Below are 14,116 nucleotides of genomic sequence, written 5' to 3'. Positions count from 1 at the left end.
CTGTTGCTGCTGCACGATGTGCGCGCCGTCCCACAGGTAGTGAGTCTGTGTGTCGCTGTGCGCACATTCTTTGGCGATACGTCGCCCAAAGGGGTCGTAGCGGTAGCGATACCGCGTGCCGTTGGGCATTTCAATGTGAGTTAAGGGTGTCTAGTACACGCCCTGCGCGATCATGGCGGCGTTTTTGGCGCTGCACTCGAGTATGTGGAAGGCATCATAAAAGTGGATGCCTCCAATATAATACTGGAACGTGACGCTATCGCAGCTAATTAGCAACGTTGAAGGGCGGAGTGGGGTCTGTGGTTCTGTGAGAAATGGGGGATACAGTATTATGAATACTACCTCCGAATAAGACCGAGTTCTGAACAAAAACCTCGTAGACGTGAACAAGCCCTCGCTTAAACGAACATTTGAATGTCATTGATGGTATCGTATACTTTACCTTCTAACTTCGGTTTTAACTTGGCCAAATCACTTAGGTTTTTAAGTACGGTTTTTTTATCTAGCTGGCCCGAAACCCTAGCAAGGTGTCCTAATCCTGTAATTGCAGCAGATGCAACCCATATATCCTCATCATATATGTATCTAAGGTATACATCTTGAGCCCATTCCCAATCATCTAGTTCACATAAAGCAAGAAGTAAGAGGCAAAGCTCTTCGCCCGTTGCTGAACTTAATGCAGATTCAGCGCTCTCTTTTGTAACAGGTATGACACTTTGGTACTCTCTCATTTTATTTTACCTTTTTTGTTAACGAGTCCGGATTTACGCAAAGTAGCTTGCATTGTCTGATCTAATTCTTTCCATGTCCTTGTGTGACCATGGAACTTCCCTGGCATGTGTTCATCAAATACTGAAAACTCTCCAGTCTGCTTATCAACAGATATCCTGCGTGTAGTATTTCCAGGAAGCTCTATTGAATCATCCAAAGCTTGTTGTGGGTTAGTGGGTTCAGGGTTCGCATTACCTCGCTTAGTTTTTCCATGCTTAGGATTCGGTTCAAATGATCTTTTATCTTTCTCTCCATGAGCAGCACCCGCCAACCCCAACGGATCCACCCACTCCAGTGGGTTGGCAACATACGCTTGTGGCCTTAATCCGCCTGCAAACCCTATTGGGTCTGGGCTAAGATACTGGCCACTGTCTGCATCGTAATAACGGTTTACGTTATAGTAAAGGCTCGATTCTGGGTCTTCGAGTTGTCCTTGGTAGCGAAGGTCACACTGTATGCTGTCGTTGGCCGCTTCTTCGCGTCGTTGCCAGTGGCGTTGTGATTGCCCGTGGTAATGGCCCCATAGCGCTTGCTCTCCCCGCCAGACAATATCACCTTGCTCATTACACAGCTCTTGCGGTGTGCCCGCGTGGTCGGTCACGATGTAATGCAGCTCGCTGCCTTGCTCATGGTGGGTCACTTGCGCCATCGGGCGGAAGCTGCCGGGTTCATAGAGGTATTCGGTTTGCTGTAGGACTTGCCCATCAGCGGTGGCCTGTTGTTGCTGCACAATGTGCGCGCCGTCCCACAGGTAGTGAGTCTGTGTGTCGCTGTGCGCACATTCTTTGGCGATACGTCGCCCAAACGGGTCGTAGCGGTAGCGATACCGCGTGCCGTTGGGCATTTCAATATGGGTTCAGGGTTTCTAGTACATGACCTGCGGGGTCATGGCGAAGCTTTTGGCGCTGCACGCTAGTATGTTGGAGGCATCATAAAAGTGGACACATCCAATGCAAACTGGAACGTGACGCTGTCGATAACCAGTAACTTCGAAGGGCGGAGTAAGGGTTCTATGAGTAACGGGTAACACAGAAGATTGAACACCCTCTTGACTGATTTGATCAACAACGCCGTTTTTAGGCCGGTTCAATCCTGTTATAGACTGTCATAAAATTGTAGCATAGGATTGTGAATAATATCAGGAAACTCGGTAAAGTAAATGACATCAACTAAGCAACTAAATCGAATAAGTAAATTCTTAAGTCTCATTTTGCGTCATAATCCTGAAGCCATCGGTATTAAATTAGATTCTAACGGCTGGGCTAATATTGAAGAAATTATAACTAAGACGAATAAAATTAGGCATAATGAATTTAGAACATTACATTCATCTTTAATCAAAGAGGTTGTTCGAAAAAATGATAAAAAACGCTTCAGTGTATCTACAGATGAAAAATATATTCGTGCTAACCAGGGGCACTCACTCCACGTTGACTTACAACTTCAACCAACAAGCCCTCCTGAAGTTTTATATCATGGAACTGCTAGTCGATTTTTAACATCCATAACAAAGCATGGTTTAAAACCCCAACAAAGACAGCACGTTCACCTATCTACAGATGTAGATGCAGCGATAGCAGTAGGTCAACGATATGGAAAACCAATAGTATTAAGAGTAAAAGCCCAACTTATGTCTAAGCAAGGCTTTGAGTTTTATCAGGCAAAAAATAACGTATGGCTTACAAATTCAGTGCCAGAAAAATTCATCTCAATATTCAGCTCTCATGCATCATAAGCAATTGTAGCTTCCAGAGCTGCTCTTAACCAATCCCAAAAGCTCTTATACTCTTCCTTATTTTCGTAGCCAGGACTAGAGAAATCATGAATTATGATTATTATTCCTGGCTTATCTCTGTCCCAACATGCGACATCATCATTATCCTCTCTCCGAGCAAATGGAATCAGTTGCCGCTCAGGATAACGCTCTTTGAGACCAAAAAAACGAGTACGTAGTTGTTCGTTCTGCAATATTATCCACGGGTCAAAATCTAACAAACCCTGCTCTACAATCCTCAAAAAATCCTGAGAATAACTAAACCACTCGGGAGTTTCTCTTTCTGTTAACAATTTTTCTACCATGTTAATCCATCGAGCCTATAAAAGGTGAGCCATTAGGGTATTTATTTCTAAATCCTGCACTTTGTTTACCAATTCTTAATTTTATTGCTTCTCCCCATGTTGATGGAACACCTTTCTTCGTAGTAAACCTTTCAATCATATCTTCAGGAAGAGGTTCATTGAAGCCATGAATTTTTGCCTGAACATTAACCTTGGCACGAGATGCCGCTAATACTCGTGTATTATCTATAGTAGTCAAGCCGCCATCATCCATTTTTACCACGTCGATAGGATCACCTTTCCATCCATTAGTATTCATGCTCTCGGTCAGCCCTCCGGCACCATTTACTGAGTTTTGACTAAATCGAACAGAATTAGGATCTAATTCGTTGATACCTTGAGATTTAGATAATTTAGTCGTTTCACCAGTATCCTTTGATCCACACCCCGCCAGCCCCAGCGGATCCACCCACTCCAGTGGGTTGGCAACATACGCCTGCGGCCTTAACCCGCCCGCAAACCCTATCGGGTCGGGGCTAAGATACTGGCCACTGTCTGCATCGTAATAACGGTTTACGTTATAGTAAAGGCCCGATTCTGCGTCTTCGAGTTGCCCTTGGTAGCGAAGGTCACACTGTATACTGTCGTTGGCCGCTTCTTCGCGTCGTTGCCAGTGGCGTTGTGACTGCCCGTGATAATGGCCCCATAGCGCTTGCTCGCCCCGCCAGACAATATCACCTTGTTCATTACACAGCTCTTGCGGTGTGCCCGCGTGGTCGGTCACGATGTAATGCAGTTCGCTGCCTTGCTCATGGTGGGTCACTTGCGCCATCGGGCGGGAGCTGCCGGGCTCGTAAAGGTATTCGGTTTGCTGTAGAACTTGCCCATCAGCCGTGGCCTGTTGCTGCTGCACGATGTGCGCGCCGTCCCACAGGTAGTGAGTCTGTGTGTCGCCCATCAGCCGTGGCCTCCCGCGTGGTCGGTCACGATGTAATTCAGTTCGCTGCCTTGCTCATGGTGGGTCACTTGCGCCATCGGGCGGGAGCTGCCGGGCTCGTAAAGGTATTCGGTTTGCTGTAGAACTTGCCCATCAGCCGTGGCCTGTTGCTGCTGCACGATGTGCGCGCCGTCCCACAGGTAGTGAGTCTGTGTGTCGCTGTGCGCACATTCTTTGGCGATACGTCGCCCAAAGGGGTCGTAGCGGTAGCGATACCGCGTGCCGTTGGGCAGTTCAATGTGGGTTAAGCGGTCATCCGCGTTCCAGCTAAACCGCGTTACCTGTGGCCGGTAACCTGCTTTGTTCTCGGTCTTTTCAATCACCCGGCCGCAAGCATCATAGCGATAACGAAAACGGCCCGTTTCTAATACACGCCCTGCGCGGTCATGGCGGCGTTTTTGGCGTTGCACCCGTGCATCGGCCAGCGACACGACGTGTTGCTGTTGGCTGTATTCGGTCGCAAATCCCGTCTCATTGAGGTTCAGTTCGCTGTCGTAACCAAACAGGTGCACAAATCGTCCGTTAGGTTGTGACGCTTTTTGTTGTCGTGCCCCAACCACTTGGCCATTAGGGTTAAGCATAAACCGATGACTGCCACGGTGGTTATCATCGATTCCGATTAAGCGGTCAAGGGCGTCGTAGTGGTAACGCCGCAACGGGTCTTGGTGTTGGCCCAGCCCTTGTTGTGTCAGTAGGCCTCGCTCGCTCCATTGATGGGTTAAACGAAAACCTTGTTGGTTACCTCGCTGTTGCTCTTGCCCTTGTGGGGTATAAGCAAAATCAAGCGGCTGGTGAGCACCGATTTGAACCTGTGTCAGCTGATGATGGTGCCAGTCATACTGGCGCGCGGTTTCTGTGCCTTTGGCCTCTATACGGCGTCCCGCTTCATCGTACTGATAGGCCAGTGTGGTGCCATTAAGCGTTTCTTCCACCAATAACCCTGACGGGCTATAGCGTAGCCCTACCCACGCGTCACCATTTTCGGCGTAGGTCAGGCGCGAGGCCGCGTCGTATTCATACCAGGTTTGCCCGGCCGGTGCGCCCGACGCATCGAAGGTGTGGATGTGGCTAACCCGCCCCCCTTGGTCGTAGTCGTATTGGTGTTGATAGCCATCAGGTTTGGTGTGACGACTCAGCCGCCCTGCTGCGTCGTACTCGTAGTGCTCAACACGCTTATCATAGTGCTGCTGGCTAACTACACGTCCTTGTTTATCAAAGGTGTAGCGCCAGTCATGGCCTTGACTGTTGGTGACCCCAGCAAACTCTGCTTCGGCATTGTAGTGGTAGCGAGTCACCGCCCCGAGAGGGTCAATCGCCTGTGACAATAAGTCAAACGCGTCGTAATCGAACGACTGGCTATGCCCCAGTGCATCGGTGACTTTGACCAGATTGCCTTCAATGTCGTATTCAAAGTAAGCGGCGGTGCCATCTTCGTAACAAACGCTGCTTGGGCTGAGGCTATCGTTTTGGTAGTGCCACGTCCGGACCAAGTTATTGTCACTGATGCGTCGGCATAACCGCCCTTGGCGATCGTATTCAAACCGCATACCCATGCCCACTTGAGGCGCTACGCGGGCCAATAACCCGAGTTCATTGTAGGTATAGCGCGTGGTGGTGCCATCGGGCTCCGTCAGGCTTTCTCGGTGCCCTTCTGGGGTATAAGTCAGCGTGGTTTCTCGCCCTTCTGGGTCGGTTGCGGCAATCACATCCCCTTGTGGGTTGTATTGATACGTCCATGTCGCACCTTCAGGGTCGGTATAACCGAGTAGATGGCCTTCCTCGCTGTACTGATAAGCATGCACCGCCCCATCCGGCAGCATCACGTCGGTTACATTCCCCCAATCATCATAGGCATAGAAGGTTGTCTCACCCAATGCATTGGTTTGGCTAATTAGGTTGTCGTTATCCCACGTTTGAGTGATGGTGCTACCATCTGGCGCCACGGTTTTCACCACGCGGTTGCGTTCGTCTAAGTGGTAAGCGGTAATGCCACCAAACGCATTTTTGTAGTAATGGATCCGCTGCTCGTCGTCGTAACGGATGTGGTCGTTCCAGTAGTCACCCGCACAACGTGTCGCAAGGGCTCGGCCTTGCTCGTCGTAATCATGTTCAACCCAAGTCTTGGCCTTATCTTGCCAACGAATAAGGTGACCGGCTTGATTGTATTGGTAGTCAAAATTCCGCCCCGCTTCCGCGCGCACCGAGAGCAAAAAGCCCTGGTCGTCATAATGATACTGCGCCAATTCACGGATCACTGTTTTATCGCGCTCACACAAGGTTAAGGCGGTAATGCGATTACGCTCAGTGGCAACCTTGATTAAGCGCTGATCCGTTAATACCACCCACTTTAATGTGGCGTGCTGATAAACAAACTGGGTGCTGTTACCGTAGCTATCTTGGATTTTGGTAACTTTGAGTACGCTGCCCGCGGCAAAGCCAAAGTGATAACTCAGCCCGGTTTTGTGCTTGAGTACCAAGTGCCCAGATGAGTCTCGGTGTAAGCGCCAATCAGGCTTCATCGCCGATTGGGTTGGCGTAGCGGTAAACGGAAGCGGGAAACGTGCTTGGGTATAGTCTTTGTCTATCCATAACGCCGTGTCGCCTTCAATGGTCAGACTGATATCCCAACTGCTTCGCCATAGGCGACCCATCAGGCCAGTGTGACGCTCTCCGCGTGAGTGATAGTAGCGCTCGTGTGACACAGGCAAGTGAGCCGCAACGGTAAAGTCTTCCCGTAGCTCAAAGGCTTTACCCGTTTGCATATCAACAGGTTCGCCTTTTTCCGTACATTTATTGGAAGGCTGACAGGCCCCGTCCCCGTCGGTTTCATTGGTGTGACGATTAGCCTTGTCTTGATTTTTTTGATGAGGGTCTGCCTTGCCTGCGTTGGTGTTTTCTGGCGCCTCAAGGGTCTTTTTAGGGTGCGCGGTGCCAGGCTTAACCGTAATAATTTTGCCCTTGAACTCATCAAATTTCCCTTTGATCCAATCGAGCATGTCATCGATTTTTTGAAGCAAGGATTTCAAGCCATCAATCATTCCAAGGATGGCACCGGACGCAAGACGCAGAATCCAGCTATCGCTTTGCATCACCACTTTTTCTAAGCCAAAAATGGTTTTGTTGATTAACTCTTTCGCTTCCTTGGCGCAACTTTTAAGCGTTTTATCAAAATCGGCCAAATACTTGACGAGGTTGCCATTCGACAAGCTTCGGATGATTTTCATCGCCAGTTGAATTGCCCGAGAATCGGCTTTTTTGAGGGCATCTAAAATGGCACAACCGGTTTTTTTCGCCGCATCCCCTAACCCAGGCACGAAACCGATGGCTATCAAGGTTCCCTCGGCCCAATGCCAGTTATCTAATGATTCTTGCTCATAAGTCCGCCAGCTCCAATCGCCCAAATCATATAAATCAATAGCCTGCCCGACCACAGGGACGCAACCTAACGCGATTTCAACAAATAACAACAAGGCTGGATTATCTTGCGCCATACCTGCCGTCTCACCGGCTAGGCTGCTATACATTTTTTGAACCGCTTCTTTTTGCTTGCGCGTCCCTTGGTTTATTTCACGGTGAAGAACCCAAAACCGCTCATAAGCGGGTTCATAGTCATCGGGGATCCACTTTGTCCAGCTTCGATCAACGTCAATGCTATCCGCCGAGCTGTCGTCTGCATCGTAAAACAGATAGCCTTTGCGGTTTAAAAGGGTATAGAGGGCAAAATATTCGCCAGCCAGTGCCGCGTATTCCGGCGAGTCTTGCAGGACGGGGTTGTTCTCCAGCACTTCTTTTGGCTCGAATTCATCGTCGCCCTCTTGTAGCAAAATCTCATAGCCCCCACACCCCATGTTCTGGATCTTGCACAGCCCCTGATCGTCGGTTTTCCCTTCAATTTGCGTTTTTTTGCTATCAGTCAACACAAAGGGGGCATTGGGCACGGGCTTATCATCGTCGTAATGGTAACGAATAAACGTTTCACAGGCACACTCGACGCAGCCGCCTTCTAATACGTTGTCTGTTGAAAAGTTTTGTTGGGCGGCCTGTGAACTCGAGAGCAAAGCGGCCTTTGCATTACTGCTCATGACGACGAAGATTCCTTATCTAGTAAAATTAAAGCTTGCTCAAATAGACGATCCATGGGCGTTTTTTGCCCATCGATAATGGGTCGGGTAATGATCTTCTGTGCCCACGCCTCTTGATAGAAGGTATCGCCTAGCTCGATTTTTAAGCTAAGAAAACGAACAATATCTTGCTGTTGCTGAAACCCGTTGGCGCTTGCTTCGCTCACACCGGTTTCAATGAATTGCGTCCATTGCGTCTCTGACCATGCTTGTGTGCGCTCATGGTGGGTCTGTAGATGGGTTTTGTAGGCTTGATACTGTTTTGGCAGTGATAGATTCAAGAGAGCGGCATATTGCGCCTCGCTCAGCGCACGCGGCAATGGCGGACAGGTGGCCTTATCTGCCGCTTCCGGACGCAAAGGGAGGGTTTCTCCCTCGGTATCATTAAGTGTACCGAACAGCGCATATTTAAATGGCCCGCTTAATGCTTGCTTTTCTGTGTCTGATGAGGCCTGCCATAACGCTTGAAACACCTGCCTATCGAACAATCGCAGCAATACGGTTTGTTGATAGGTATCTTTAACCTGTATCCACGTTTGCCAAAAACGCTTCGCACGAATGAAGAGGCTCTCTCCATCTTGGTTGATAAGCGGATCATCAAACACAAAGGCGATGCCCCAGTTCGGCTGTTCGTTACTCAGCGTCACTAGCCAATCGATGCTGGGATTAACCAGCAAGTAAGGCGATAGCGAATGGTGGATCTCGCCCATTTCGCCCCAATACAACCGATGGGTCGCGAGTGCATCGTCATCGATCACTTGGAAGACTTGCGGACACACAGCGGCATCAACCACCGCGCAAAACGGTGCTGATAACCGATTGATTAGTGCATTCTCGGACGCTTGATTAGACATCATATTTACTCTGTGATCAGTGTGGCGCGGCCTTCAATGCCTAACCATCCGCGGGTGGTATATTTTGTTTTGAGCAACTCATCGCCTTTGTGCTTGTTATAAAACACAGTAATGGCTTTTTTTATCGGGAAAATCGTTAGTAGACGCTCAAATTCCGGATGCTGATAGAACTTATCACCGAGGTAAAAACGCGTGTTTGCGAATGTTTCCCACTCGTTTCGTGTCGCATTGGGATATTTTTCACTGGCAATATGCAGGCCTTCGATAAAGCAGTTTCTAACGTTTTGCCTTTTCAGTAACCATGCGTAATTAGGGGCTAAGTCAGAGTAAACAGACGCAATTAGCTCTTCAACTCTTTCTGGCCAGAAGAAGATATCGTGCTGTTCAGGCGTTAAGACGATGGGCGACGACAAAGCGTCTTGTGGCGCCCAAGGCGAACCCGTTTCCTCATCCCAACATGGTAAAAGCATCGGCTTGTCATCAATCACATCCGGCATATAGAGTGCCTCATGCGCCCCTATAAATGCGCCTCTCTGACCATCGGTGAGAACGTCAAAAAGTTCTAGCAACACACTGGTGTCGTAGAAGCGCAGCATTCGGGATGTGCCTGACTTATCGATAATACTCACCCATTGTTGCCAGTGAGAATGAAGCGAAGCCATCGAGCCATTGTAAACGCCAACAAGACCGGTATTTGGGAAGCGTTGGGTATAATCATGGATCCAATAAAGTAGTGTTTCTCCGGGCTTACCTTCTTTGATCTCAATGATGAGTGGTGAGGCATCCATAAGGTGTGCATACTCTGTACCCTGATAAAGATACTCCCACGCCACATCGTTTCCAGACGCCATCGCTTCCCAGAATGTTCTGGCTTCGGGGTTTTGCACAGCATCAAAAATAAAATAAAACAGTTTATCTTTTGATTGTGACAATACTTCAAAGGGGGTTTTATGCGTAGTATCTACCATATAAAATGCCTAACTGACTCTGTTAATATTTATAATTTGGCGTCAATGCCATAACGCTCTCGCAGTATCTTTTCATCCTGCCGTTTGGATGTCTCGGTTTGAGGCTTTAAAAAGCGATTTACCCCCTCAACCTTGCATTCGATACGAGGTCGATAACCCTTAAGCTCTTTACAATATACGATGTCATTACGGAAACGCTCTCCATAAGGACTAAGTGCAGGAAACTTTACACCAAGCTCTTTCATTTTTTTTTGAATAGTTAGCAGTTTTTGGTAGGCTTCCGACCCACTATTCGTATTATTTAGGCGATTTTGTACAGAATAAGCCAATGTCACACCAGACTTATCCATTACAAATGGGTCGGCACCATTATCTAAAAGGTAAATAGCTTCATCAAAACTAGTTAATACAAAATTGAACATAGGTGTTTGACCGAGGCGGTCCATTACATTCACATCTGCTCCAAACTCTATAAGGAGCCTGAGTGAGTCATTGTCTCTTAGTTCAGGAACTTTATATATCAAAGTTCTATCATCTTCTCTCTGATCGGGATCCATTCCTGACTCGAGTAAAGCTCTTAAAGCATCCGTACTACGATTCCACATTGAAAAGGAACCAATTGTCCCTTTATCTCTTTGATTACCTATTTGATGAGCAGGATCAGCCCCTAGCGCCATCAACATTTTGATGGCTGGGAGATTGGTATCAGCGACGGCAAAGGCTAATAAAGTGAAATGCTCGTTGCCTGGCGCATCAATATCTGGCAGTTTTTCCGCTAATGCTTTTGCTTTATCGATATCATGGGCTTTCATCGCCTCGGCTACGGCCAACAATTCCCCCTCAAAAAAGACCTCTGGATAGGGTTTACTGCGGAATAGATTAAAAGCGCCGGCTTTTGCTACCCAGAGCAAAAGCACAATCCCTATTCCGATGGCTGTTACCTTTAACACCTTATAGGCCTCGCTTATAAATTGGCATCAATGCCATAACGCTCTCGCAGTATCTTTTCATCCTGCCGTTTAGATGCGTCTGATTGCGGTGCAACCAATTCATTTTCACCCACAAGCTTACACTCGCTACGTGTTAAATAACCTTCAGGGTCGTCACACCACACAATATCGAGTCGATAGCGCTCTCCATACGGTGTTAAAGCGGGAAACTTTACACCGAGCGCAATCATCTTCTGCTGAATGTTCAGAATTTTTTGATACGCGTCGGTGGATTTATCCATGCTATCTAGTGACTGTTGAACCGAATAGGCTGCACTCAGTCCACCATTGTCTATCACAAAAGGATCGGCACCGTTATCCAAGAGATAAAGCACTTCATCCATGTTTACTCTGATGAAATCTAATAGCGGTGTTTGTCCTAAACCGTTTCTGGCATTTACATTCGCGCCAAACTCAACCAATAATGTCAGCGCGTCATTATCTTCTAGGTCTGGCACATCAAAAATCAGCGTCTCACCATATTCATCGGTCAAATTCGGATCCATTCCCGCTTCCAACATCGCTTTAAGTGCATCTGTCGTTTTGCGCCACATGGCAAAGTAAGCAACAGACTGTGCCTCCTCGCCTTTACCGAATTTGGTGGCAGGGTCGGCTCCTAGCGCCATCAACATTTTGATGGCTGGAATATTGGTATCAGCGACGGCAAAGGCTAAAAGAGTAAAATGGTCATTACCGTGAGCATCAATATCTGGCAGTTTTTCCGCTAATGCTTTCGCTCTATCGATATCATGGGCTTTCATCGCCTCGGCAACGGCCAATAATTCCCCCTCAAAAAAGACCTCTGGATAGGGTTTACTGCGGAATAGATTAAAAGCACCGGCTTTTGCTACCCAGAGCAAAAGCACAATCCCTATTCCGATGGCTGTTACCTTTAACACCTTATAGGCCTCGCTTATAATTTGGCGTCAATGCCATAACGCTCTCGCAGTATCTTTTCATCCTGCCGTTTAGATGCGTCTGATTGCGGTGCTAGAAATTCATTTTCACCCACAAGCTTACACTCGCTACGTGTTAAATAACCTTCAGGGTCGTCACACCACACAATATCGAGTCGATAGCGCTCTCCATACGGTGTTAAAGCGGGAAACTGTACACCGAGCGCAATCATCTTTTGCTGAATGCTCAGCATTTTTTGATACGCCTCGCTGGATTTATCCATACGATTTAATGACACTTGAACTGAATACGCAGCTGTCATTCCCGAGCATTCCATCACAAAGGGATCCGCGCCGTTCTCCAAGAGATAGAGCGCTTCATCAAACATCACGCTAATGAACTTGAATAGAACCGTTTCCCCGAGACTATTTCTGGCATTCACATCGGCGCCAAACTCAACCAATAATTTCAGTGCGTCATTATCTTCTAGGTCCGGTACATCAAAAATCAGCGTACCACTGCCTCTCTTTATTTCGGTATCCATGCCAGCTTCCAACATCGTTCTTAGTGGCTCTGTGGTTTTAAGCCTCATTGCCAAATGCGCCACCGTTTCTGAAACATCCGTATCGGCTATCACGGCGTTATCAATTTTGGCGGCAGGATCAGCTCCCAGCGCCATCAGCATCTTGATAGCAGGAATATTGGTATCAGCCACCGCAAACGCTAACAGGGTAAAATGATCATTACCGTGAGCATCAATATCCGGCAGTTTTTCCGCTAATGCTTTCGCTTTATCGATATCATGAGCTTTAATTGCTTGGGCAACGGCTAATAATTCCCCCTCAAAAAAGACCTCTGGATAGGGTTTACTGCGGAACATATTTAACACTCCTACTTTTGCGGTAACTGACAGCACAATGCCTGCCAAGATAACTAAAAAAATGTATTTCATCGCGCTTTAGACCTGCTTGGCTAGCGTGTGTAAATCATCGACTTTACGATCTTCGATAGCTTCGCGCATCATATCCATACCATGTAAATTGATTCGCTCTTTTAACGTAACGTCGGTATCTTCTGATATCGCTACGTTAGTACCAAGATCCGCGCCATCGCCTTCCGCCTGAGCTGTTAATAATTTCGGCTTGGAAAAGGTTTGGGTGGTATTACCGACCGCGCTGGGTAAACGCCTTATAACGGGCATCTTTTCTTGCGCATGGGTAAGCACTTCACCCTCTATTCGATAGCGCGTGATATTATCATCACTGCCTTGTTGTACTTTGGGCACCCCATAACGCTCAACAGTCTTCTTATGCAATCCTGCACTGTTAAAGGTGGTAGCAGGATAATTACCGGCTTTCGAAGCCGCAGACGCTAATCCTCCACCTAAGGAGTGCCCTGTAATTTCAATAGGTCGATTTTTCTTGTTGATTTTTTCCCCTAGTATAACTGCCTGCTTATAGTATTTTGATCTTCCCATAAGACCTTGAGGAATATTGCCTTTGGTCCAGTCTCCCGTCGCTTCTGTGCCTCGAAAAGCCAGTACTGGCTTCACCTCTGGCCCAAATACGTCAGGATCCGGTATATATACTTGTGCACGAAAGTTTGTTTTATCGACTTTATAATCTTGAGGATCAATGCCTAACTTTTTAAGCTGTTTTTCGTTCGCCCGCGCCCAACCTGAATCATTATCAAAATCCTCGGCAAGCTGCTTGCGTCTGTCATCTAGATCATCAACAGGCTTATCTAACGTATAGATATGTTCACTGAGCATCGCTTTTTCAGCCGCGTCCATATCTTGCGTAAATCGTTCAGCAACCTCTGGCTCTTTCTCGCTGGCACGCTCAGTGATCGCTTCTCGTGCTTTGCGCCGCTTGGCTTTGGAGGTGCCTTTTTCTAACACATACAGCATTTGTTCGGGTGAGCCGCCACTTTTTACCAACGACGATAAGTCTTCACCAAGAGGCGGTAATTCCTCGGGTAGCGCTTGCGTGATGGTGCCCTTGAGCTGCTGCTCTGCCACGGACTTAAAGTAGCCAGGGCTATAAATCGGTTTTGACCAAAGTGTTTCAACCGGGTTAACCAAAGGCAAGATCCGTAAGAAAGGCGCATTGCTTTTGGCCGCCCCCTCACCACAATCATGTGATGGTGACTGGTACGGCGTCTCACCAATAAACACGTCGCCTGAACCCGCAGCAACCTGACCGCCACAACCAATGGCGTCGCCGACCCGTGAGGCCGGCTTTCCGTTGATGGAAACATTCGACGACCCTGCACTAATGCTACGCCCATGAATACCATGCGGCATATTCGGGCAAGGGCAAGCATGAAGCAGTACAGGGTCACCTTTACGCGCTGCTGGCTTGCCATTGATTGACACATCAGGGCTACCGCTAATAATGGGGGTGGCAGGGAAGCAACCATGCCCTGCCGCACTGTCTCCGAGTCTTCCAGCACTTGGCAT

At 48.0% G+C, this 14,116-nt stretch carries 12 protein-coding genes; 1 reads left to right on the top strand and 11 read right to left on the bottom strand.

The features are described from left to right. Positions 1 to 398 precede the first annotated feature (398 nt). Both BZG23_RS02115 and BZG23_RS02110 read right to left on the bottom strand, forming a co-directional pair. Positions 399 to 731 (bottom strand): hypothetical protein, encoded by a 333-nt coding sequence (locus tag BZG23_RS02115; RefSeq protein WP_077606001.1) that lies wholly within the window; start codon positions 729 to 731, stop codon positions 399 to 401. Then, entirely contained in the window at positions 728 to 1,615 is an 888-nt protein-coding gene (locus tag BZG23_RS02110) for an RHS repeat-associated core domain-containing protein (protein ID WP_077606000.1), read from the bottom strand. Before BZG23_RS02110 ends, BZG23_RS02115 begins: the two co-directional genes overlap by 4 nt. 315 nt (positions 1,616 to 1,930) lie before the next feature. Here BZG23_RS02110 and BZG23_RS02105 point away from each other — a divergent pair, with 315 nt between their 5' ends. Beyond that, positions 1,931 to 2,506 carry an RNA 2'-phosphotransferase gene (locus BZG23_RS02105; protein WP_077605999.1) on the top strand — a complete coding sequence of 192 codons (576 nt, stop codon included), beginning with the start codon at positions 1,931 to 1,933 and terminating at the stop codon, positions 2,504 to 2,506. Here the strand turns inward: BZG23_RS02105 and BZG23_RS02100 are convergent. The 9 genes from BZG23_RS02100 to BZG23_RS02060 all read right to left on the bottom strand — a co-directional run bounded on the left by BZG23_RS02100 (position 2,494) and on the right by BZG23_RS02060 (position 14,116). Next, complete coding sequence (locus BZG23_RS02100) at positions 2,494 to 2,850, bottom strand: hypothetical protein (RefSeq protein ID WP_077605998.1); 357 nt, start codon at positions 2,848 to 2,850, stop codon at positions 2,494 to 2,496. The genes BZG23_RS02105 and BZG23_RS02100 overlap by 13 nt on opposite strands. Before the next feature lies 1 nt (position 2,851). Then, a complete protein-coding gene (locus BZG23_RS16635) occupies positions 2,852 to 3,787 on the bottom strand; it encodes an RHS repeat domain-containing protein (protein ID WP_077605997.1) in 936 nt (311 codons plus the stop codon). After that, positions 3,787 to 7,908, bottom strand: coding sequence for a DUF6531 domain-containing protein (locus BZG23_RS02090; RefSeq protein WP_077605996.1), 4,122 nt, complete (start codon positions 7,906 to 7,908; stop codon positions 3,787 to 3,789). The genes BZG23_RS16635 and BZG23_RS02090 overlap by 1 nt, the downstream gene beginning before the upstream one ends. Then, positions 7,905 to 8,804, bottom strand: coding sequence for a DUF4123 domain-containing protein (locus tag BZG23_RS02085; RefSeq protein WP_077605995.1), 900 nt, complete (start codon positions 8,802 to 8,804; stop codon positions 7,905 to 7,907). Before BZG23_RS02085 ends, BZG23_RS02090 begins: the two co-directional genes overlap by 4 nt. 2 nt (positions 8,805 to 8,806) lie before the next feature. Next, positions 8,807 to 9,769, bottom strand: a complete 963-nt coding sequence (locus BZG23_RS02080; protein ID WP_077605994.1) for a DUF4123 domain-containing protein — start codon at positions 9,767 to 9,769, stop codon at positions 8,807 to 8,809. A gap of 29 nt (positions 9,770 to 9,798) precedes the next feature. After that, the gene (locus BZG23_RS02075; protein WP_241837170.1) at positions 9,799 to 10,719 is read right to left on the bottom strand and encodes an ankyrin repeat domain-containing protein; all 921 of its coding nucleotides are present in this window, start codon (positions 10,717 to 10,719) and stop codon (positions 9,799 to 9,801) included. Positions 10,720 to 10,733: 14 nt separating this feature from the next. Further along, complete coding sequence (locus BZG23_RS02070) at positions 10,734 to 11,657, bottom strand: ankyrin repeat domain-containing protein (protein WP_241837169.1); 924 nt, start codon at positions 11,655 to 11,657, stop codon at positions 10,734 to 10,736. 14 nt (positions 11,658 to 11,671) lie between these two features. Then, on the bottom strand, positions 11,672 to 12,535 hold the full coding sequence (locus BZG23_RS02065) for an ankyrin repeat domain-containing protein (protein WP_077606021.1): 864 nt from the start codon (positions 12,533 to 12,535) through the stop codon (positions 11,672 to 11,674). Between the two features lie 78 nt (positions 12,536 to 12,613). Further along, the gene (locus BZG23_RS02060; protein WP_077605993.1) at positions 12,614 to 14,116 is read right to left on the bottom strand and encodes a PAAR domain-containing protein; all 1,503 of its coding nucleotides are present in this window, start codon (positions 14,114 to 14,116) and stop codon (positions 12,614 to 12,616) included.

The sequence above is a fragment of the Salinivibrio sp. ML290 genome, assembly GCF_001995695.1.
GTDB classification, from domain to species: Bacteria; Pseudomonadota; Gammaproteobacteria; order Enterobacterales; family Vibrionaceae; genus Salinivibrio; species Salinivibrio siamensis.
The sequence above is the reverse complement of the archived record's forward strand: the minus strand, read 5'-3'. Positions and strand labels throughout refer to the sequence as shown.

Bases quoted from the DNA above. Each gene is read 5' to 3' on its own strand.
- BZG23_RS02105 (WP_077605999.1), top strand. From the start codon at position 1,931: ATGACATCAACTAAGCAACTAAATCGAATAAGTAAATTCTTAAGTCTC.
- BZG23_RS02065 (WP_077606021.1), bottom strand. From the start codon at position 12,535: ATGTTCCGCAGTAAACCCTATCCAGAGGTCTTTTTTGAGGGGGAATTA.
- BZG23_RS02110 (WP_077606000.1), bottom strand. From the start codon at position 1,615: ATGCCCAACGGCACGCGGTATCGCTACCGCTACGACCCGTTTGGGCGA.
- BZG23_RS02100 (WP_077605998.1), bottom strand. From the start codon at position 2,850: ATGGTAGAAAAATTGTTAACAGAAAGAGAAACTCCCGAGTGGTTTAGT.
- BZG23_RS02085 (WP_077605995.1), bottom strand. From the start codon at position 8,804: ATGATGTCTAATCAAGCGTCCGAGAATGCACTAATCAATCGGTTATCA.
- BZG23_RS02090 (WP_077605996.1), bottom strand. From the start codon at position 7,908: ATGAGCAGTAATGCAAAGGCCGCTTTGCTCTCGAGTTCACAGGCCGCC.
- BZG23_RS02115 (WP_077606001.1), bottom strand. From the start codon at position 731: ATGAGAGAGTACCAAAGTGTCATACCTGTTACAAAAGAGAGCGCTGAA.
- BZG23_RS16635 (WP_077605997.1), bottom strand. From the start codon at position 3,787: ATGGGCGACACACAGACTCACTACCTGTGGGACGGCGCGCACATCGTG.
- BZG23_RS02080 (WP_077605994.1), bottom strand. From the start codon at position 9,769: ATGGTAGATACTACGCATAAAACCCCCTTTGAAGTATTGTCACAATCA.
- BZG23_RS02060 (WP_077605993.1), bottom strand. From the start codon at position 14,116: ATGCCAAGTGCTGGAAGACTCGGAGACAGTGCGGCAGGGCATGGTTGC.